Genomic DNA, 19,546 nt, shown 5'->3' with positions numbered 1-19,546 from the left:
TCGGAGTAGACTGGCTGGCGGTGCTGGTGGAAGGCCGGGACGAAGGTCATCGCCGCTCAGATCGGCACTGAGCGGCTCGCCCAAGGTGTCCTCGAGATCACCCTGACGGGCGCGCAGACTCGCGAGCTCCTCGGGTCGTCCGAGAGCGTCACCGGCTCGTACGACGCCGAGGCGACGCGAGCTGACGACGTCGAGCCGACGACCTGGATCGAAGGCACGTTCCGCGTCCGCGACGACGTCACGAAGGAAGGCACCCCGTGACCGAGTACAAAGCCGAGGTTCAGCCGCAGCCGGCGTACACCGCGAGCATGACGCAGCCATTCGGTGGGGGCGCCGTGAAGTCCGTGAACACCAAGACTGGCGACGTCGTACTCACCGCGGGCGACGTCGGCGCATCGTCGGTCGGGCACAGGCGCGACGCTGCATCGCTCGTGGGCCTCAACGCGACTCTCGTGGGGCTCGGCAGCGTCGACAACACCAGAGATGCTCAGAAGCCCGTCAGCGTGGCCCAGGCAGCCGCGATCGCTGGCAGAGCTCCGCTCACCCATCGGCATGCGTTCTCGGACATGGACGGGCGCGCGACGCCGGCACAGCTCGGCACGGGCACCGCTTCTGCGTCGACGGTCCTGCACGGCGACGGTGTATTCCGTGCACCCGCAGGCAGCGGCCTGGACCTCGCGCCGGGAACCGGTTCACCCGAGGGCGCCGTCGTCGGCACGGTCGGTCAGCGGTACACGGACACCGCCGCAACCGCTGGCGCATCCTCGTGGATTAAGCGCACCGGCACCGGCAATACGGGATGGCGCGTGCTGTCCGCGGACACGGAGTGGCGGATCATCACGCCGACCGCGTTCGCCACGCACCTCGCCACCAACCCCGGATTCGTCACCTCGGGGCGCATGATGGTCCGCCGCATCAACGACGTCGTGCGCTTCGGCTTGGACGACCTCGTGTTCGGAGGCATCGCCTCCGGCACCGTCGAAATCCGCTTCGACATTCCCGAGGGGTTCCGCATCGGGTCCGTCTACCCCGGCATGATCTTCGCCCAAGCCGGGGGAGCGGTCGCCGGAGGGGCGGGCATCCGAGTTGACGCGTACGGCTCGTACTGGACGCTGCGCACTGTCAGCGCGACCACGCGCCTCCGCGAGTTCAAGAACTTCCCCGCCAGCCCATCCGCATACCCGGCAGCGCCACTCCCTGGTGCGATCGGGCCGACCTGAGGAAGCCCATGGACTACACGAACCTCACGGACGAAGAGCTCGAAGCGGCTCGCGTGGCCGTTCAAGCGGAGCAGGAGCGGCGCGCGAACCTCGCCGCGATCCCCGCGCAGATCGCTGCGCTCAAGCAGACGTTCCTCGACGGCGGCGGAGACCCCGTCGACCTGCCCTAGCCCCACCTCACACCCTCGGCCCTGCACTTACCGTGCGGGGCCTTCCACATGCCCCGGGACTGAATCGCGGACCCCGACCTTGGCAGCGCCTGCCCCCTGTCAGTTATCCATGTTCGACACGCCGTGACACGCCTGGGACGAGCGCGAACCGAGGGGCCTGAAGTCACCAATGTCGGTGGCCAGCGCGAGTCTTTTCTCGTACATAAGTACGAACTTCACGAGAGTCACACGCCCCTCGGATGCGAACAGTCCACTAGGAAAGGCCCATCATGACCGAGAACACAACAACCCCAGAAGCACAGGCTGAAAGCTCGAAAATCCAGTCCACGCCTCCGGAATCGAGCAGCGTCGCGGCAAGCGGCAGCGTTGAAGATTACGTCTCTGACGTTTGGGCGACGACTGCTCGTTACCCCGGCCTCGACCCGACTGGCGTTGGCGACAGTCGCGCTGCGCTTCAGCAGGCGATTCGTGACACCCCGAAGGGCTCTACCCTTCATCTTCCCGGAGGGAAGTACTACATCGGGGGTACAGCTTCGATCATGAACCGCGCACCCGACGACTCGCTCACGAGCTTGTCCTTTGACTGGTCGGGTGCTGAGATCATCTCCGACTCCACTCAGGCGCCCTTCACCTTCGTCGCGAAAACTCCGGAGCAGCACGCGGTGATCTCCCACACCGTCGTAAACCTCACGATGGAAAACGATCTCGTCGTCCCGGGCACAGCATTCGAAGTGGCCGACGTGAGCATCGCTGCAGAATGGCAGCGCGGTGACGTCATCAAGGTCATCGCGAACAACGTGATCCCAGGCTCAGAACCTGGTCCAGCTCCTGGCACGAACCAAGCCCGTGTCGGCGAGTTCCTCGTGTTCCACAGCGTTTCTGGTTCGAGCATCCGCGTCATCGGCACCCTCATCGATTCGTTCACGGACAACGTGCGCCTCTGCAAGCTCGACGAGTCAATCGAGATCTCCATGAAGTGCGGCAAGCTGACGTTCTCCGAAGCGATCATGTCGAGCAAATCACCTCGTAACTCGGTCATCTTGCGCAACCTCGTGAACGCGAGGCTTGACGGGCTCAACGTGCGGGCGGCGCCCAGCGCCATGATTACAAACGAGGGTTGCTACCGGTCTACGTTCGAGAACGTGAACATCGACTACGGCATCGACAACCCGGGGGACAGCAACTTCTCCTACGGCATCGTTGACAAGGCGTCCGCCTACACCCGCATCCTCAATGCGCACGGCCGGAACCTCCGGCATCTCTACACCGACGACACGTCAGCCATAGCGGCGAACTCGGTGAACACGCACGCCTACGGTGCCACGATGTTTGCCAAGATCATCGACAGCACCGGCCAGGGTTCCAGCGCCGCGCCCTTCGACACGCACCACGCTTCCTACGGCGCTGAGTTCCACGGCTGCTCAGCGCGCGATTCCTATTTCGGGTTCCAGCTACGCGGACGCATGGGGCGACTTGTCAATGCCCGCGCTTCGTTCTGCACCGTCGGCGGCCGCGCGTTCGAGCAGACAGTCGGCGGTGAGACGTACGACTCGACCATCATGAACTGGGAGAGCGATAACTGCCTGACCGACTTCGAGTTCATGCTGCGTCCTCCAGGGCACCCCTTGGCGGAGCAACGACAGGACAAATGGTTTGTGGTCGATGGTTTCACGACTCGGAACACGCGACGACGCGGACTACTTCTCAGAAATGCCTCGGTCCGGCTCATGAACTACCGGTTCTCGGCAGCCTCGGACATGATCGGCGGTGGGTGTTCGATGACGATGCGAAACAGCCGCATCTCCATCGACGGCGCAATCGAGCACGACTTCTCCCTCAACGTCTCAGGTGCGGCGCTCAGCGTCATCGAGCTCAACACCACTTGGTTCTCTGTGTTCGAGTCCGGGCCCGCCAAGTACCGGCACCCCGCGTCCACTCCGAGCCGTGTCGCCGCCTACATCAGCTCGGCCGGGAATGACCTCGTCCGTGTCCGCGAGCAGTCAATGACTCAGGCACCCGACCTCATCATTGCGAATGCACCGACATCGAACAGCTACCTCGACTGGTCGTCAGAAGCGAACTCGAGGTCATCCGCTGGCGTGCTGTTGGGGACTACGTCGATGGCGTCTGCGGGTGCTCTAGCTCCACTGGGTCGAAGCATGAAGTCGGACCTGACAGCACTCATCGACCCAAGCGGCGGCAACGGATCCCTGGCTGGTCTTCCCGCTCCACAGTTCGACGGGCAACGGCTCGCGATCATCCACTACGGGTCCTCGAACACCGTGTCGATCTCGCACGACACATCAACTGCTGCCCGGCGAGCTCTGATCGGCAACACAGGCAAATCGCTGACACCTGGCCAGTCGATGCTGCTAGTCGCTATCCCAGGCGGCGTCTGGAAGCAGGTCACTCCCGTGGCCTGATCGTCTCGCCACATCCGTTCCCGAGCTCCGAGGCCCTGCGCGCACCGCGCAGGGCCTCCCTCATGCCCCAGGAGGCACTGCATGACGTTCTCCAACACTGCCACCGGCACGTCCGGCAACGGTGGCCAATTCTCGAATCGATCGGCTCGCGTCGATCGGTTCATCGTCCATCACGCAGCGACCGCGTCGCTGTCCGCCGTGCTCTCCATGATGAGCACCGGCTCCCGCCAGGTCTCCTCGAATTACGTCATCAAGGACGAGCAGATTCTCGGAGTCGTGCCCGAAGAGAAGCGAGCGTGGACCTCCGGGTCCGCCGCATGGGACGGCCGCGCGATCACCGTCGAGACCTGCAACTCAGCGACGGGCGACGCGTCCGGGTGGCCCATCTCCGAAACCTCCTGCCAGTCGCTCGCCCGCCTCATCGCGGACTGCTCCACCCGGTACGGCTTCCCCCTCAACCGCGACACCGTCATCGGGCACCGGGAGCTCTACACGCGCTACGGCGCTTCCTACTCGACCGCCTGCCCGGGCGGCATCAACCTCGACCGGCTCGTCGCGATGGCCCTCGAGTACCAGGCCGGTGGCGACCCCGCCACCGCCACACCCGCAGCACCCAAACCCCTCCAGGAGGAGACCATGTACCCCGTCTTTGTCGCCGACTTCGGCCACGCCCTCATCACGCCCACCTACGTGCGCAAGATCGTCGACCTGCCCCACGCGACCGCGAAGTACACCATTGCGGGCCTCGAGAAGATCAGCAAGCCGGTCGTCGTGCTGCCCTTCCCGGAGTTCTACGGCATCTGGTCGAACGTGAACGCGGGTACCAAGGATGACTCCTCCACCGGCAAGGAGATCCAGGCGCTCGCCAAGAAGCTCGGCATCGCGAGCTGACCGTGATGACTCGTCGCCACGTGCTCCGCGTCTGGCAGCTGCTCACCGACCCGGACGCGACATGGCAGCCCGTGCTCTTCGCGTACGTGGCGACGGTCGTCATGGGCGTCGTCACGTACGCCTTCCCACCGACGACTATCGAGGGGGCGATCGGGTCGACGCTCGCGACGATCTGGGCGGCGTGCATGATCGGCGGCGGGCTCATTGGGCTCGGCACCATGTTCACGCCGCACATGTGGCTCGAGAAGATCGCGCTCTCCATCGCCGCGGTCGGCGGGCTCTTCGTGTACGCGTTCGTCGTCGGCAGCCTCCACGCCTCCGCACCGCCCGGCGCGTCCAGGCTGACTCAGCTGTCGGTGATCTTCATTGCCCTGTCTGCGTACTGGTTCCGCTGGGTCGCGATCCGCAAGCACACGTACGCCCCGCGCGGGCACAGGCGGAAGGCGCCGTGTGGACATTGAACTCACCAAGGCAATCGTCGCGGGCATCTTCGCGTTCCTCGCATCCTCCACGGGCCTCGCGTTCGGGAAGCGCATCTGGGCGCGCTTCACCGGCAAGGACGCCGCTCTCCGGGGAGAGATCGACCGAGCTCACGAGCAGGTCAAGGACGCCGAAGCGAAGGTCACGCTCGCAGAGGCCGCTCTTGACCGCGTCGAGCATGCCCGCAACCAGGAGCGCACCGCCCGCCGCATCTCTCAAGAGCACGCGTCGGAGGTGCGGCGCATCGCGATCGACGCGGGCGTGCCTGCATCAGCCATCCCGCCCTACCCATCCTCGGCCCTGCATATGGGCCCGCTCTCGAAGGAGTAACCCACATGTCCCTCATCCGCACCCCCGACCGGGAGTCGCTGACCGCGCGCGCCCGCGCCGCCCGCTTCGTCCTGGCCTTCGCGCTCATCTTCGCGACCCTCGTGCTCGCCGCGATGCTCGCACCGTTCGCGCAGGCCGCCGAGGTCACCGCAGCTGCCGGAGCGCCGCAGGTCGCGTTCACGCTCGACCCAATCCTCGTCGGCCAGCTCGTGCTCGCCGTCGTCCTGCCGCTGCTCGTCGGCCTCGTCACGACCCGAGTCACCTCGTCAAGCACGAAGGCGTGGCTCCTGGTCGGACTCTCGCTCCTCACGGCGTTGCTCGCCGAGGCGATCTCCGCGTGGCAGGCAGGGGGTATATACGACATCGGCACGGGCCTCCTGCTGGCGCTCCCGACGTTCCTCATCGCCGTCGGGATGCACTACGGCATCTGGAAGCCGACCGGCACCAGCACCGCCTTGCAGAAGGTCGGCGGCAAGCACGCCGCCTGACCCCGCTGAGCACGACTCCGCCCCTCTCGCGGTAGCGACCCTGGACACCCAGGGTGACGCTGCGCGGGAGGGGCGTGTTTCGTCGTTGAGCTGAGTTTTGGCTTGGCCGGCGCTACGGTTTGGCCGCGCGCTTTCGAGCGAGGAGAAGCGTGACACCGAGGGCGAGCAGCGAGCTCGTGAGGAGGCCCAGGGGGGCAAGCGTGTCTGTCCCGGTGGATGCAAGCGCGTGAGGTTGTTCGCTGTGTGGTGGGGTGGGGTGTCCCGCGGGGGCTGATGCGGCTGACATGGAAGGTGCAGATGGGTCGCTTTCAGCGGTAGCGGTCGAAGAGGCTGGTATGGGGGGAAGCGGTGCGCTTGTCGTCCCAATCGGAGTCGGTGATGCGGTGATCGTGCTCGTGGGGGAGTCGGTGACTGTCGGTGACGCTGTCGAGACTGCGGTCTCCGTGGGGGACGGTGCGGCCGAACCGGTGGGGTCCGGCGTCGTCGGCGAAGGAACACCCGTTGGTGTCTCTGTCGGTGTGGAGCTTGCTGTCGGGGTCTCGGTTGCTGTTGGCGAGGGGGTGGCGGTGATGGTCGGGGAGGGCGTTCGGGACGGGATTGGGGCGTCGCGGGGCAGGACGGTCATGTCTGGCAGGCCTGAGATGATCGGATGATCGGACGTCAGTGTGGTCACATTGCCGTAGTCGTCGACGAGCTCGGCGCCCACAACTTCGTAGACACCTCCTCCCCACTTGGGTATGTCCTCTTCGTAGGGGGTGACAGTCAGCCATGCTCCGGACGCGCCGGTAAGAACTTCGCCCAGGCGGTCGCCACCGTCCCCACGCATGGTGTAGATCGTCCCCCGGTAGTTTTTGAGGTAGAACCTGACATCGTCCATGTCGCTCTCATCCCGGATGGTCCAGTTGATATCCGGTTCGTCACCCATGCGAACCGTGGACTGCTCGAATCCTGCTGAGAGCAGTTCTGGAGCCGTGACGTCTGGTCCTCCGGAATCGACAACCGTGAACGCCGCGGCGGAGGCCAGTGCGGCGTTGTCAGCTGGCGTGGCCTGGATGAGTCGGTTCTCGTGTTCGTCCCATGTGGTGAGCTGGGTAACTCGATACTCGCCGAGCGCCCACGTGAAGTTGTTCACTGTGAGGTGCAGTGCTCCCGAGACACGATCGCCTTCCCTGGTCGCAGTCAGCATGTCGAAGCCCTCAGCCGTGTACGACCGGCCATCCGGGCCGGTGATAGTCAGCAGCAGAGACTTGACGCGGCTGGACTCGCGCATCGTCCAGTTGAACCAAATGACGTCGCTCTGACGTACCTCTGCCGGTGCGTCCACTTGCAGGTCGATGAGCTCTGGTGCTTCTTGGTCGCCGTCTGTGCCCACGTCGATTTGGAGCTTCGGAAGAGCTTGGATAACTGGGCTGTATGCCTCGTCCGCACCCCCGTGCACGCCCAACTCGTCGAAGAAGCCCAGGCCTTGCACGCGCCATTCACCAGGCGCCCACTCCGGTCCGTTGGGGGAAAAGGACGTGGTGCCGAAAACGATGTCCCCTTCGCGCCCCGTAATCTCCATGTCGTAGTGTCCGAGGATTTTCCTGGTTTCCGGAGAGAAGACCGTGCCGTTCGCGAGGTCCACTGCGCTGTATGCGATGTCACGGGTGCTGCGCACACTCCAGTTGATGCGGACGGTGTCACCGCCCCTTACTGTCGTCGGCGTTACGATCTCGGCGCTCAAGAGTTCCGGCCCGACGTCAAACTCGTTGTACTCGTTCGCCAAGACTCCAGGGGCGGCGGCTGCAGTTGTCGCAAAGAGCAGCACCGCGGTGCAAGCGCAAAGGAAAGCCAGAAGTTTCTTCATATGTCTCCGATGAGAGAGCCGGGGGATGGAGCCAGACTACTGATGCGACCACGCGACTGGGAAGACAGCCACGTCATGCAGAACTCACCACACTTTCTTCTTCCTGGCCCGCTGATCCATGCAGAGCAACGCGACCGAGAGCTCAGACGCGAGGCTCTGCGCGGCGAGGGCGTCGCCCTCGAGGATGACGGTCCCGCGGATCTGCGCGTTGCCGTGAGATATCGCCCACTCCTTCTCGCTCATCGTCCCGACCTCAAGCGCCTGGCGCACCTCGGCGCGCACGCCACCCTCGGTCACCCACTGCAGCATCTCGAGCCACGCGTCGAACACCTCGAGCGGTTCGAACAAGATCGGCTCGTACGTGTCGCCGTCGACGTCCCGCACCGGGGGAGAGTCACCCCACAGGAGCCACGACATGCCATCGACAGGCCTCGTCACCACCGGGCGCCAACACACGATGCGCTTCGTCCACTTCGAGTCCACCCGCTCCCGGGCCGTCTCGCACCGCAGCACCAGCGACTCGAGGGCGACTTGGCGGTGACCTGTACGGCTAGTTCGTTCATGCGCGGGAGTGTGCAACGGGCCCCCGACAGTGAACTCTCCGAGCGCATCGAGAGCGCGTCCGACCGAGTGCGGAACGAGCTCGCGGGCTGAGCACAAAACAGGTTAGCGCCAACTCTGCGCCAACTACCCAAGCAAGAGAAAAGCCCCGATCTGACGTTAGGGCGTCAGATCGGGGCTTTTCCTAGTGGGTGATGCGGGACTCGAACCCACGACCTCTTCCGTGTGAAGGAAGCGCGCTACCAACTGCGCCAATCACCCGCGACGAGGACTAATCATGCCACAGATTCGGGCTGTGGATGATCACCACGTGCGCAAGGGGGTTTCGTGTCGCCACTCCCGCAGGCTCTGACCCGCACGGCAAGCTCGTGACGCCTCACGACGACGTTCGCCCCGTCGTGCAGGCAGTGCGAGAGTGGGCATCGCTCTGTGTTCGCGATCGCGACCTGCCGCTCTGACCAGGTCTTTCCTCGAATTACACCGGTGGATTTTGTATCGCGGCCCGAGTTCCTATAGAGTCATTCTCGCGCTGGTCAAGCCGGAACGGAAGTTCCCGAGACAAGCGCGATGCGGATGTGGCGCAGTGGTAGCGCATCACCTTGCCAAGGTGAGGGTCGCGAGTTCGAATCTCGTCATCCGCTCGAGTGTGACTCAGTCTGGTGGTAAACGCCAGAAGGAGTTTGCACGGGTTTCAACCCACAACACGGTGACGTGGCCGAGAGGCGAGGCAGCGGCCTGCAAAGCCGTCCACACGGGTTCGAATCCCGTCGTCACCTCGCAATGGGCGATTGGCGCAGCGGTAGCGCGCTTCCCTGACACGGAAGAGGTCACTGGTTCGATCCCAGTATCGCCCACCATTGAGGAGAAGGCCCCTGAGAAATCAGGGGCCTTCTTCGTGTCTCGTCGAAGTCCTGATCGGAAGGCGTGAGGCCCGTGACGAATCCCGAACACGCAGAGACCCGGGTGCTCTCGGCGGCCGGCACCAGCACTGCCCGCCCCGAACTCGAGGAACGCTACTTCCGCCGCATGGCTGCCGCCGTTGACGAGAAAACTCAGCTCACGGACTGGCTGCGCGGCGGTCGGGTCCTCGACATCGGTGCCGGGGGAGGAGAGCTCGCGGCGAGAATCGCAGTGCTCCCTGACATCGAAGAGACCATCGCACTCGACGACTCCGCCGATGCGATCGCGCATCTCGAGCAGATGCCCGGCATCACGGTGCGCTCAGGCTCCGCGGACCAACTGGAGGTGCTCGGCCTGCGTGACCTGGACGGCATCGTGATGAGCTCGGTCCTGCACGAGATCGCGTCGTACGGCCCGAACGGGCCGGAGAACGGGCGTCAGGCCGTCATGGCGAACCTCACGATCATCACGAAGGCGCTCAGCCCGGGCGGAGTCCTCGTCATCCGTGACTTCGTGACACCCGCTCGACCGGATCGCCTGACGACGCTCGTCACCCCCGGCCACGATGGCGACGAGCTCCTCAGCGCCTACTTGGAGCGCGTTCCGCTCCCCGAGCTGAGGCGCCTCGAGAGCCTCGGCCAGCACCGCTTCGTCGGCTCAGCTCGCGTGGTGACTGAGGCGCTGCTGACCGTGAACTGGGGCGCCGAGTCGTTGCCGCGCGAGACACAGGAGCAGTACTGTCAGTTCGAGCTGGACGAGCTCGTCGACGCCGTCGAAGCGCTTGGTGCCGGACTGCGGCTGGTGCACCGGGAGGCCTGGGTGCAGCCGGGGTACCTACAGCACCTTGCCGCCTGGTCCGTGCTCGAGCAGGACGGCACCCAGTGGTTTCCGGAGACGAAAGCCATCTGGGTCTTCGAGAAGGCGGCCTCGCCGCTCTCGACACGCGCATGATCGTGACCACGGTGGTTTAGTCCGCTTGAAGCGATCCGGGTGGCGGTCATCGCTTCGTCCCCGACGGCCCCTCGAGTGCGGCCGAACCTCAGTCCTTCCACTCCCAGACCGTCGTCCGACCTCGGATCTTCACCCCAGTGGTGTTGGTGGTGACACGCACGACCCCCGTCCCCTCCAGCCACCGGCGGAAGTTCGGTCGGTCGAAGGGCTCAGCATCGAGCGCCGCCCCGAGCGCCAGAGCCATCCCCGACGTGAACTTCTCGCCGAGCAGGGCTCGGGTGACGGCCCAGTCGCGCCAGACGACCTCACCGAGGCGCACACGAGCCGCCTCGACGATCTGCGCGTGGTCGAAGGGGAGGTGGGGCACGCTGTCGAGCGGATGCCAACGCAGTTGCCCGTCGCGCGCCTCGGCGCGCAGGAAGACGAGGCTGGCGAGCGAGATCGTGGCGCTGCGTGGGTCGCGCATCGTGCCGTCGAACCAGCCGAGCTGGCGCGTCAGTCGCACATCATCGTCCGGTATCCCAGCCTTCGTCCGCATCGCACGCAGCACGGGGCCAGCCCCGTGCTCCCCGGACAGCAGCAGGACGCCGGGGATGGCCTCCACCCCGGCGTGCGGCGCGTTCTCGCGCACCGCGACGCCGAACTCCAGCCGCTCGTCGCGATAGCGCACAGCGAGTGCATCCATCGCGACGAGCGGCTGGTCGTAGGACTCGGTCAACGCAGCACCGTCTGCTTCGCGAGCACCGCCCGAACCTCCGGGAACGTCTGCCGCCGCACGAAGGCGCCGTCCTCCCAGATGGGCTGCAGCAGGGACTCCGCCTCCTCGGCAGGCGTGGCCCGCTCGATCAGGTGCATGCGGCCGTCGGCGTCCGTCACCACCGCCAGGCGGCCAGTCGCGCTCTTCTTCGTTCCGCTGTCCGTCACAGGGTCCTTCCGGATGTCGACGCCGCGACCATCGACCTGAATCCACGTCGCCTTGATCGCCGACATGAACGTGTCCCTGGTCTGGTACTGGTACCCGAAGCTTCCCATGCCGAAGACGACGTTGCCAGAAGCGAAGCCCTTCGCGGCCAGCCGCTCGGTGATCAGCACCGCCCGCTCGCGGGTGATGGAGTCACCGTAGATGGCCCCGATGTGTGAGTCGAGCTCCTTGTAGCCGGCCTCGTTCACCGTCCCGCCGAACGTGTCCCAGAGCAGTTCGATGACGCCCTTCCGCTCAGCCGCGCCAGCGTCTGGGGCTCCCTCCTCCACTCCACAGAGGATGTCGACGGGGTTCCCGGAGTCTGGCCGGATGACCAGCTTCCCGTCCCGGGCGAGCACCTCTTCTCGGAGCGCCGGCAGGTACTCGGTGAGCACACGCCAGAGATCGAAGGTGTCGGAGACGACGGAGACGATGCCGCTCGGGTAGAGGCCGAGCAGCCCCTCGAAGAGCTCACGCTCGCCGACCGTCGCGATACCCGCGCACATGACCGAGTGCTCCGTGGCTGGCACGCTGCCAGCGACGAACACTCCGCCGTAGTGACGCTCGATCCAGTCGATGGAGACGAGTGAGTCGGTGCCTGTGAAGCTGAGCAGGTGCGCGGCGCCGCTCATCGCGGCGGTCTCGTTGGAGGACATCCCTCGGTAGGAGAAGTCGTGCCCCTGCCAGTCGACAGCAGCCAGGGGCGTCCCCGTTCTCCTCGCCGCGGTCTCGAGCGTCTCGCGCATCGCCTTGGCGATCGTCGCGGTCGTCGATGCCTGCCAGATCTCCGCGCTCAGCACCGTCTCGATGTAGTTGGTGAGCCAGAAGAAGTCGGGGTGCGTGTTCTCGATCGTGAAGCTCGGAACGCGGAGCGGCACTGCTGTGCCCTCCGGCACGGCACAGAACCGCAGGGGGAGGAAGCCGAGGCGGTGCAGCGCGCGGATGTGGGCGCTGCCGATCGTGTTCGGCCCGAGGATGCTCGCGAGACGAGCCTCGTAGGCCTGGCAGACCTGATCCTCGTCGGCCTCGAAGAAGACGCGGAAGCTATCCGCGTATCGCTCGAGGAACGCCTGGAGTCCGAAGTGCACGACCGCGCCGATGTCCGGGATGCGGGAACCGCGGTTGGTGTAGTTGGAGTAGACGCCGGTGACGTCGCCGGCGAGGCCGTACTGCTGGAGGTGGCCGAGCTTGTAGGCATCGGTCTGGAAGAGGGGAGCAACAGGTGTGTAGTGCATGGTCTTTCCTTTCGGGGGAGCTTGTAGCGTCGAGGTCGCGTCTGCCGCGACTCAGTACTCGACGTAGGGGGCGAGGATGTTCCGGATCGAGAGCACCTTGGTCGCGACGCCCTCGCGTGCGGAACCGGGGTGCGAGTCGGTGGTGATGATCTCGCCGAAGTGCTGTCTGAGGGCGGGGGCGTCGCCCGAGAAAACCCCGTGGCTCACGAAGAGCGTCAGGCGCTCCTTGGGCAGTCCAGTGGCCTCTGCCAAGCCCCTGAAGGTGCCGCCTCCGTCGCAGATGTCGTCGACCACGAGGAGGCGCCCGTGGCGGGGGAGAGCCTCGCAGCTGAAGCCGGAGAGCTTCCCGGTCTCGAAGTCACGGTGCTTCTCGGCGCGGAAGAGCGGGAGGTGCAGTGCGGACGCAGCGGCCTGTGCTCGGCCGACGGCACCTGCATCCGGTGCGATGACACCGACGTAGTCGTGCGCGGATCCGACGCGTCCGATCGTCGCTCGCCGCACGTAGGGGGCCGAGCCGACGATCTTGACGTTGTCGATCAGGCCGGGAGCGACCGAGGAGTGGGGGTCGAAGACGATCACCTGGTCCAGCCCGAAGCTGTTGATCAGCTCGGCGTAGACCTTGGCCCCGAAGGGGATGCCCCGGTCGGCACGAGCCGCCGGGAGATAGGGGAGGACCGCGACTGCCCGCTGTCCGAGCTGACGCGCGTAGTCGGCCCAGAGCCCAAGGGTGATGAGGTCGCTCGGATCGGCGCCCGTGACGGTCGCGTAGGCGGGCTTCTCTTCGAGATCCGCGGGGACGACGAGGGTCATCTCGCCTCCGGGAAATCGCAGGACTCGGATGGCGCTTGTGGCCTTCCAGCCGGAAGGCATCTGTGCTTGGAAGTGGATGCTCATGCTTCGACCGTACCAGCTATTCGTAGATTTACGAATAGCTCTCTCCGGGAGACGCAGGCAACACGCAGAAAGGCCCACCCGGATGAACCGGGTGGGCCTTTGCGCACGCGTCAGATCAGACGCGGCGGAACTGATTGACCAGCGGGCAGTCGAAGGGGTCGCGAGCCTGGAGGCCGACCCTGTTGAGGTAGTCGATCACGATGCCGTACGACTTGATGAGCGTCGTCTCGGTGTACGGGACCTCGAGGTTCTGGCAGTGCTCGCGAATGATCTCGCGAGCCCTGGCGAGGTGCGGGCGCGGCATGCTCGGGAAGAGGTGGTGCTCGACCTGGTAGTTGAGGCCGCCCATGAGCGCGCTCGCCCACCAGCCGCCGCTCACGTTCCGCGAGGTGAGGACCTGCTTGCTGAAGAAGTCCATCTTCACGTCGGCCGGGATGATCGGCATGCCCTTGTGGTTCGGGGCGAACGATGCGCCCATGTAGACGCCGAAGACGGCCATCTGCACGGCGATGAAGGCGAACGCCATGCCGAGGGGGAGCAGCCAGAAGATGGCTCCGAGGTAGATCGCGAAGCGGACCGTGATCATCGTGAACTCGATCCAGCGTCCCTTGATGGGCTGGCGAGTGAAGAGCGACTTGATCGAGCGGAAGTGCAGGTTGTAGCCCTCGAAGGTGAGCAGCGGGAAGAACAGGTAGCCCTGCTTCCGCGTGATCAGTGCGAGGAGGCCGGTCTGCTTCCGAGCGTCCTCCTCCGTGAAGGAGATCGTGTCGAAGTCGATGTCAGGGTCTTTGCCCATCTTGTTCGGGTTCACGTGGTGCTTCGTGTGCTTCGTCATCCACCAGCTGTAGCTCATGCCGACGACACCAGCAGCGAGGAAACGACCGAGGCGGTCATTTCCCGGGCCGGACTCGAGCACCTGTCGGTGCGACGCCTCGTGGGCGATGAAGGCGAACTGCGTGAAGATGACGCCGAGGGCGGCAGCGATGAGCAGCTGGAACCAGCTGTCGCCGAGCAGGATGAACCCGGTGATCGCTCCGCCCAGTGCGAGGAGGAGACCAGCGGCCAGCATCCCGTAGAACCAGCGAGTGCGCTTGAGGAGGCCCATCTCGCGGATGACCTTCGACACGGCGCTGTAGCTCTGCGTGACGGATTTCGCTCCCGGGGTGCGGGGCTTGGTGGTACGGATCCGGCCGATGCCCTGGGGGAGCGCAGAAGATGAAGTCGTAATGTGAGGATCCCCTCGGTCGGCAACCTTTGGTTGTTTCGTTCGCCAAAGGCAGTGCGCCGATCGCTGACTTCAGGCTAGCGGGAGGAGCTGCCTTGTTGGCTGTGTATCTGTGCGAGTCGTCACCCAGCGTCTTCACACGCGATGTATCGCGATTGCGCGTATCTTGATGCAATCACGGATCGCGCCGGTCGGCGCACTTGGAGGAATCATGGCTTCGACGGGCAGCGGCGCAGGCGACACCACGGGCTCAGCGAGGGGTGAGCGGATGCGGGAGTCCGCGAACTCTGGCGCGCGCGTCCAGGCCGTGCACACGGGCCTGAAGAAGGTCGTGACCGGACGAGAGAGCGTCATCAAGAGTCAGGCGGTGAAGCTCGCCGAGAAGCTCGACGTCAAGACCGAGGGCCGACACCACCAGAAGATCCGCCTGGCGCTCCTGGCCCTGAACAGCCTGGTCGACACGCTCGGCAAGGATGGCAAGGCCGAGTCGGAAGCCAAGGCCTCAGCCGGCGCCGGTGACGCGAAGTCGGCAAGCGGAGACCCCCGCCCCTCGGCGACACCCCCCGATTCTGACGCGCCCGAGGACATCGGCACGTTCACGCCCCGCGAAGGGCGTCGGAAGAACTAGGCGTCCCGCTCCTCAGGGAGCGAGTTCCGTGCGCCGTGCGGAGGCAGTCGCGCGATAAAGTGGTCGCTTGTTCATGCCTAACGACAAGGAGCATCGTGACCAGCGATCCCGTTGACCTCGAGACCGAAAACCGCCCGCACGAGAACGGCGGCGCGACGACCACCGGATTCGAGCTCTTCACAGACCGCTCCGTCGTCGCGATGAAGCTCGACGGTGTGCTCGTCGACCTCGCCACCGTGGTGCCGGACGGGGCGATCGCGGAACCGGTGACGATCGACAGCGCCGACGGACTCAGCATCCTCCGCCACTCGGCCGCGCACGTCATCGCGCAGGCCGTGCAGAAGATCAACCCGGATGCGCGGCTCGGCATCGGTCCGCCCATCACCGACGGCTTCTACTACGACTTCGACGTCGAGACCCCGTTCACGCCGGAAGACCTCAAGGCCATCGAGAAGGAAGCCCAGCGCATCCAGCGACAGGGGCAGCGCTTCGTGCGTCGGGTCGTGACCGACGATGAGGCACGGGCCGAACTCGCCGACGAGCCCTACAAGCTCGAGCTGATCGGACTCAAGGGCAGCGGCGCCAACGCCGACAACGAGTCGGTCGAGGTGGGCGCTGGTGAGCTCACTATCTACGACAACGTCGACGCGAAGACGGGAGAGGTCTACTGGAAGGACCTCTGCCGGGGGCCACACATCCCCTCGACCCGGATGCTCAGCAATGGCTTCTCGATCCTTCGCTCTGCGGCCGCCTACTGGCGCGGGTCCGAGAAGAACCCGCAGCTCCAGCGCATCTACGGAACGGCCTGGCCGACGAAGGACGAGCTGCGGGCCTACAAGGAGCGCATCGAGGAGGCCATGAAGCGCGACCACCGTCGCCTCGGCCGCGAGCTCGACCTGTTCAGCTTCCCGGACGAGCTCGGATCCGGGCTGCCGGTGTTCCATCCCAGGGGCGGGATCATCAAGCTCGAGATGGAAGAGCACTCGCGAAAGCGCCACGTGCAGGAGGGGTACAGCTTCGTCTCGACCCCGCACATCACGAAGGGGCGTCTCTACGAGATCTCCGGGCACCTCGACTGGTACCGAGACGGCATGTATCCGCCGATGCGCATCGACGAGGAAGTGGACGAGGCGGGCAACGTCACCAAGCAGGGCCAGGACTACTACCTGAAGCCCATGAACTGCCCGATGCACAACCTGATCTACAACCAGGGCGCGCACTCCTACCGTGAGCTGCCACTGCGGATGTTCGAGTTCGGCACGGTCTACCGCATGGAGAAGTCCGGCGTCGTGCACGGCCTGACCCGCGCACGCGGCTTCACCCAGGACGATGCCCACATCTACTGCACGCGCGACCAGATGCGGGACGAGCTGACCCGCACCCTCAAGTTCGTGCTCTCGCTGCTCAAGGACTACGGCCTCGACGACTTCTACCTCGAGCTGTCGACGAAGAACCCCGAGAAGTTCGTCGGCGACGACGCAACGTGGGAGGAAGCGACGCGCACGCTCGAGGAGGTCGCCACCGAGTCCGGTCTCGACCTGGTGCCCGATCCGGGCGGAGCCGCGTTCTACGGTCCGAAGATCTCCGTGCAGGCGCGCGACGCGATCGGCCGCACCTGGCAGATGTCGACCATCCAGCTCGACTTCAACCTGCCAGAGCTCTTCGACATGGAGTACGCGGCTCCGGATGGCACGCGCCAGCGTCCCGTCATGATCCACCGCGCCCTCTTCGGCTCGATCGAGCGCTTCTTCGGCGTGCTCGTCGAGCATTACGCCGGTGCCTTCCCGGTCTGGCTGTCGCCCGTGCAACTCGTCGCCATCCCGGTTGCGGAGCAGTACGGCGACTACCTCCAGGGCATCGTCGACGAGCTGCGTTCCCACGGCGTGCGAGCCGAGCTCGACGCGTCCGACGATCGCATGCCGAAGAAGATCCGCAACCACACCAAGGCGAAGGTGCCGTTCCAGCTCATCGCCGGCGAGGACGACCGCGCCGCGAAGACGGTCTCCTTCCGCTTCCGCGATGGAACCCAGCGCAACGGCGTTCCGATCGAGGACGCGATCCGCCTCGTCCGCGGCGCCGTCGACGAGCACCTGCTCGTGAACACGGCAGAAGACCTGGCATGAGCGCGCTCGGGTTCCCCGAAGGCGAGCTCGACGGCCTCGACATCGAGCGCTCGGCTGACTTCGCCGGGGTGCCCGACTCCTTCCAGCGGCTCTGGACGCCGCACCGGATGGCGTACATCCAGGATGGTCAGGACCCCGCACAGGATGCCTGCCCGTTCTGCGTCGGGCCCACGATGGACGACGAGAAGTCGCTCATCGTGGCCCGGGGCGAGCACGCGTTCGTGGTCATGAACCTCTATCCGTACAACTCCGGTCACCTGCTCGTGTGCCCGTACCGGCACGTGGCGATGTACGACGAGGCCTCCGAGGCCGAGGTGCTCGAGATCGCGCATCTGACGCAGACCGCGATGCGTGTGCTCCGCGCAGTCTCGAACGTCGACGGCTTCAACATCGGGATGAACCAGGGTCGTCTGGCCGGAGCTGGCATCGCCGGGCACCTGCATCAGCACATCGTGCCTCGCTGGCAGTTCGACGCCAACTTCTTCCCGATCATCGCGAAGACGAAGGCGTTCCCATCGCTGCTCGGCGAGACCCGCCAGGCCCTCGCCGACGCCTGGCCGAAGGCCTGATCGACCTTGATTTGATTGGGCAGTCGCCCAATCAAGCCGGGACGCACGCGCGTCTACACTTGAGCCAATTCACCTCCGAACCGCCATGCACTCTCTGCACGCGGAAAGTAAGGACATCATGAGCGAAAGCACTGCCCCCCTCGTCGCCGCCGACGGGACCGTAGGCTCCAACCGGGTCAAGCGCGGCCTCGCGGAGATGCTCAAGGGCGGCGTGATCATGGACGTCGTCACCGCAGAGCAGGCGCGCATCGCCGAAGACGCCGGCGCTGTCGCCGTCATGGCCCTCGAGCGCGTCCCGGCCGACATCCGGGCGCAGGGCGGCGTCGCCCGCATGAGCGACCCCGACCTCATCGAGAGCATCATCGCCGAGGTCTCCATCCCCGTCATGGCTAAGGCTCGCATCGGGCACTTCGTCGAGGCGCAGGTGCTGCAGGCGCTCGACGTCGACTACATCGACGAGTCCGAGGTGCTGAGCCCCGCCGACTACGTCAACCACATCGACAAGTGGCAGTTCACGACGCCGTTCGTCTGCGGCGCCACGAACCTCGGTGAGGCGCTGCGGCGCATCAACGAGGGCGCCGCCATGATCCGCTCGAAGGGCGAGGCCGGCACGGGCGACGTGTCAGAGGCGACCAAGCACATCCGCAAGATCCGCGGTGAGGTCGCCGCCCTCACGTCCATGACCCGCGACGAGCTCTACGTCGCCGCGAAGGAGCTCCAGGCTCCCTACGAACTCGTGCGCGAGATCGCCGAGACCGGCAAGCTGCCCGTCGTGCTCTTCACCGCGGGTGGCGTCGCGACCCCGGCCGACGCCGCGATGATGATGCAGCTCGGCGCAGACGGTGTCTTCGTCGGCTCCGGCATCTTCAAGTCGGGCAACCCGGCCCAGCGCGCCGCCGCCATCGTGAAGGCGACCACCGCATTCGACGACCCTGCCGTGATCGCTGCCGCATCGCGCGGACTCGGCGAGGCCATGGTCGGCATCAACGTCTCCGACCTCGCGGCCCCGCACCGTCTCGCTGAACGCGGCTGGTAGCGAGGCGTTGGCGACTCCCGTAGTCGGCGTCCTGGCCCTGCAGGGCGACGTCCGTGAGCACCAGCAGGTGCTCACGGACCTCGGCGCCGAGGTGGTGCTCGTGCGGACCCAGGCGCAGCTCGAGGCAGTTTCGGGCCTCGTGATCCCCGGAGGCGAGTCGAGTGTCATCGACAAGCTGTCTCGGATCTTCGACATCGCCCAGCCCATCCAGGATCGAATCGCAGCAGGGATGCCGGTCTTCGGCACATGCGCCGGCCTGATCATGCTCGCCGACACCGTCGTCGACGCGATCAGGGGCCAGCAGAGCTTCGGCGGCCTCGATGTGTCGGTGCGGCGCAACGCCTTCGGCTCGCAGAACCAGTCGTTCGAGACGCAGATCGAGGTTCCGGAGCTGGGCGGGCCGGCCGTTCACGCCACCTTCATCCGCGGCCCCGTCGTGGATGCCGTCGGGAGCCGCGCCCGCGTCATGGCGGCACTCCCGGACGGTCGAGTGGTCGCCGTCGCGCAGGGCAACCTCCTCGGGACGTCGTTCCACCCGGAGATGAACGGCGAGACCCGGTTCCACAGGTACTTCCTCGACCGGGTCGCCGAGCACGCCGACTGAACGACGCCACG

The 19,546-nt window shown here is 65.7% G+C and carries 19 protein-coding genes and 4 tRNA genes; 16 read left to right on the top strand and 7 right to left on the bottom strand.

What is annotated here, in order from left to right; translation table 11 throughout:
• The first annotated feature begins 257 nt into the window (after positions 1-257).
• The 7 genes from C5B99_RS08480 (at position 258) to C5B99_RS08455 (ending at position 6,002) form a co-directional block, all read left to right on the top strand.
• On the top strand, positions 258-1,220 hold the full coding sequence (locus C5B99_RS08480; protein WP_104241313.1) for a hypothetical protein: 963 nt from the start codon (positions 258-260) through the stop codon (positions 1,218-1,220).
• 8 nt (positions 1,221-1,228) lie between these two features.
• Positions 1,229-1,390: a hypothetical protein gene (locus C5B99_RS19225; RefSeq protein ID WP_181064967.1), complete on the top strand. Its 162-nt coding sequence runs from the start codon at positions 1,229-1,231 to the stop codon at positions 1,388-1,390.
• A 269-nt stretch (positions 1,391-1,659) separates the two neighbouring features.
• Positions 1,660-3,813 (top strand): hypothetical protein, encoded by a 2,154-nt coding sequence (locus C5B99_RS08475; protein ID WP_146080527.1) that lies wholly within the window; start codon positions 1,660-1,662, stop codon positions 3,811-3,813.
• An 81-nt stretch (positions 3,814-3,894) separates the two neighbouring features.
• Positions 3,895-4,704 carry an N-acetylmuramoyl-L-alanine amidase gene (locus C5B99_RS08470; RefSeq protein WP_104241311.1) on the top strand — a complete coding sequence of 270 codons (810 nt, stop codon included), beginning with the start codon at positions 3,895-3,897 and terminating at the stop codon, positions 4,702-4,704.
• A gap of 5 nt (positions 4,705-4,709) precedes the next feature.
• Positions 4,710-5,165 (top strand): hypothetical protein, encoded by a 456-nt coding sequence (locus tag C5B99_RS08465; RefSeq protein ID WP_146080528.1) that lies wholly within the window; start codon positions 4,710-4,712, stop codon positions 5,163-5,165.
• Positions 5,155-5,514 (top strand): hypothetical protein, encoded by a 360-nt coding sequence (locus C5B99_RS08460; protein ID WP_104241309.1) that lies wholly within the window; start codon positions 5,155-5,157, stop codon positions 5,512-5,514. The genes C5B99_RS08465 and C5B99_RS08460 overlap by 11 nt, the downstream gene beginning before the upstream one ends.
• Before the next feature lie 5 nt (positions 5,515-5,519).
• The gene (locus tag C5B99_RS08455) at positions 5,520-6,002 is read left to right on the top strand and encodes a hypothetical protein (protein ID WP_258063124.1); all 483 of its coding nucleotides are present in this window, start codon (positions 5,520-5,522) and stop codon (positions 6,000-6,002) included.
• A gap of 112 nt (positions 6,003-6,114) precedes the next feature.
• Here the strand turns inward: C5B99_RS08455 and C5B99_RS08450 are convergent, their stop codons facing one another.
• The 3 genes from C5B99_RS08450 to C5B99_RS08440 form a co-directional block, all read right to left on the bottom strand.
• Positions 6,115-7,848, bottom strand: coding sequence for a hypothetical protein (locus tag C5B99_RS08450; RefSeq protein WP_104241308.1), 1,734 nt, complete (start codon positions 7,846-7,848; stop codon positions 6,115-6,117).
• An 84-nt stretch (positions 7,849-7,932) separates the two neighbouring features.
• The gene (locus C5B99_RS08445; protein WP_146080529.1) at positions 7,933-8,286 is read right to left on the bottom strand and encodes a hypothetical protein; all 354 of its coding nucleotides are present in this window, start codon (positions 8,284-8,286) and stop codon (positions 7,933-7,935) included.
• Between the two features lie 311 nt (positions 8,287-8,597).
• Positions 8,598-8,670, bottom strand: a tRNA-Val gene (locus C5B99_RS08440).
• Positions 8,671-8,978: 308 nt separating this feature from the next.
• Here C5B99_RS08440 and C5B99_RS08435 point away from each other — a divergent pair.
• The 4 genes from C5B99_RS08435 (at position 8,979) to C5B99_RS08420 (ending at position 10,260) form a co-directional block, all read left to right on the top strand.
• Positions 8,979-9,050 (top strand) — tRNA-Gly (locus tag C5B99_RS08435).
• A 64-nt stretch (positions 9,051-9,114) separates the two neighbouring features.
• A tRNA-Cys gene (locus tag C5B99_RS08430) sits at positions 9,115-9,185 on the top strand.
• Positions 9,186-9,191: 6 nt separating this feature from the next.
• Positions 9,192-9,266, top strand: a tRNA-Val gene (locus C5B99_RS08425).
• Positions 9,267-9,342: 76 nt separating this feature from the next.
• Positions 9,343-10,260, top strand: coding sequence for a hypothetical protein (locus tag C5B99_RS08420; RefSeq protein WP_146081965.1), 918 nt, complete (start codon positions 9,343-9,345; stop codon positions 10,258-10,260).
• Between the two features lie 88 nt (positions 10,261-10,348).
• Here the strand turns inward: C5B99_RS08420 and C5B99_RS08415 are convergent, their stop codons facing one another.
• The 4 genes from C5B99_RS08415 to C5B99_RS08400 form a co-directional block, all read right to left on the bottom strand.
• On the bottom strand, positions 10,349-10,978 hold the full coding sequence (locus C5B99_RS08415) for an NUDIX hydrolase (RefSeq protein WP_104241305.1): 630 nt from the start codon (positions 10,976-10,978) through the stop codon (positions 10,349-10,351).
• Positions 10,975-12,456, bottom strand: a complete 1,482-nt coding sequence (locus tag C5B99_RS08410) for a nicotinate phosphoribosyltransferase (RefSeq protein WP_104241304.1) — start codon at positions 12,454-12,456, stop codon at positions 10,975-10,977. Before C5B99_RS08410 ends, C5B99_RS08415 begins: the two co-directional genes overlap by 4 nt.
• Before the next feature lie 51 nt (positions 12,457-12,507).
• Positions 12,508-13,350: a phosphoribosyltransferase family protein gene (locus C5B99_RS08405; protein ID WP_104241303.1), complete on the bottom strand. Its 843-nt coding sequence runs from the start codon at positions 13,348-13,350 to the stop codon at positions 12,508-12,510.
• Between the two features lie 115 nt (positions 13,351-13,465).
• A complete protein-coding gene (locus C5B99_RS08400) occupies positions 13,466-14,545 on the bottom strand; it encodes an acyl-CoA desaturase (RefSeq protein ID WP_258063165.1) in 1,080 nt (359 codons plus the stop codon).
• Between the two features lie 241 nt (positions 14,546-14,786).
• On the opposite strand from C5B99_RS08400, the gene C5B99_RS08395 reads away from it, so the two are divergent.
• From C5B99_RS08395 to pdxT, 5 genes are all read left to right on the top strand, one after another.
• Positions 14,787-15,203, top strand: a complete 417-nt coding sequence (locus C5B99_RS08395) for a hypothetical protein (RefSeq protein WP_104241302.1) — start codon at positions 14,787-14,789, stop codon at positions 15,201-15,203.
• Between the two features lie 200 nt (positions 15,204-15,403).
• Complete coding sequence (gene thrS / locus C5B99_RS08390) at positions 15,404-17,326, top strand: threonine--tRNA ligase (RefSeq protein WP_104242059.1); 1,923 nt, start codon at positions 15,404-15,406, stop codon at positions 17,324-17,326.
• The gene (locus C5B99_RS08385; RefSeq protein ID WP_104241301.1) at positions 17,323-17,895 is read left to right on the top strand and encodes an HIT domain-containing protein; all 573 of its coding nucleotides are present in this window, start codon (positions 17,323-17,325) and stop codon (positions 17,893-17,895) included. The genes thrS and C5B99_RS08385 overlap by 4 nt, the downstream gene beginning before the upstream one ends.
• A gap of 118 nt (positions 17,896-18,013) precedes the next feature.
• On the top strand, positions 18,014-18,931 hold the full coding sequence (gene pdxS, locus C5B99_RS08380) for a pyridoxal 5'-phosphate synthase lyase subunit PdxS (protein ID WP_104241300.1): 918 nt from the start codon (positions 18,014-18,016) through the stop codon (positions 18,929-18,931).
• A 7-nt stretch (positions 18,932-18,938) separates the two neighbouring features.
• Positions 18,939-19,535, top strand: coding sequence for a pyridoxal 5'-phosphate synthase glutaminase subunit PdxT (pdxT, locus tag C5B99_RS08375; RefSeq protein ID WP_104241299.1), 597 nt, complete (start codon positions 18,939-18,941; stop codon positions 19,533-19,535).
• Positions 19,536-19,546 lie beyond the last annotated feature (11 nt).

This window comes from Pseudoclavibacter sp. Z016 (assembly GCF_002931215.1).
GTDB lineage: Bacteria > Actinomycetota > Actinomycetes > Actinomycetales > Microbacteriaceae > Pseudoclavibacter.
This window is presented reverse-complemented; position numbering and strand designations above follow the sequence as displayed.

What these genes read in the sequence shown, in the direction of transcription:
- C5B99_RS08475 (WP_146080527.1), top strand. Translation starts at nt 1,660, where the DNA reads ATGACCGAGAACACAACAACCCCAGAAGCACAGGCTGAAAGCTCGAAA.
- C5B99_RS08395 (WP_104241302.1), top strand. Translation starts at nt 14,787, where the DNA reads ATGGCTTCGACGGGCAGCGGCGCAGGCGACACCACGGGCTCAGCGAGG.
- thrS (WP_104242059.1), top strand. Translation starts at nt 15,404, where the DNA reads ATGAAGCTCGACGGTGTGCTCGTCGACCTCGCCACCGTGGTGCCGGAC.
- C5B99_RS08455 (WP_258063124.1), top strand. Translation starts at nt 5,520, where the DNA reads ATGTCCCTCATCCGCACCCCCGACCGGGAGTCGCTGACCGCGCGCGCC.
- C5B99_RS08450 (WP_104241308.1), bottom strand. Translation starts at nt 7,848, where the DNA reads ATGAAGAAACTTCTGGCTTTCCTTTGCGCTTGCACCGCGGTGCTGCTC.
- C5B99_RS19225 (WP_181064967.1), top strand. Translation starts at nt 1,229, where the DNA reads ATGGACTACACGAACCTCACGGACGAAGAGCTCGAAGCGGCTCGCGTG.
- C5B99_RS08385 (WP_104241301.1), top strand. Translation starts at nt 17,323, where the DNA reads ATGAGCGCGCTCGGGTTCCCCGAAGGCGAGCTCGACGGCCTCGACATC.
- C5B99_RS08465 (WP_146080528.1), top strand. Translation starts at nt 4,710, where the DNA reads ATGACTCGTCGCCACGTGCTCCGCGTCTGGCAGCTGCTCACCGACCCG.
- pdxS (WP_104241300.1), top strand. Translation starts at nt 18,014, where the DNA reads ATGAGCGAAAGCACTGCCCCCCTCGTCGCCGCCGACGGGACCGTAGGC.
- C5B99_RS08470 (WP_104241311.1), top strand. Translation starts at nt 3,895, where the DNA reads ATGACGTTCTCCAACACTGCCACCGGCACGTCCGGCAACGGTGGCCAA.
- C5B99_RS08410 (WP_104241304.1), bottom strand. Translation starts at nt 12,456, where the DNA reads ATGCACTACACACCTGTTGCTCCCCTCTTCCAGACCGATGCCTACAAG.
- C5B99_RS08405 (WP_104241303.1), bottom strand. Translation starts at nt 13,350, where the DNA reads ATGAGCATCCACTTCCAAGCACAGATGCCTTCCGGCTGGAAGGCCACA.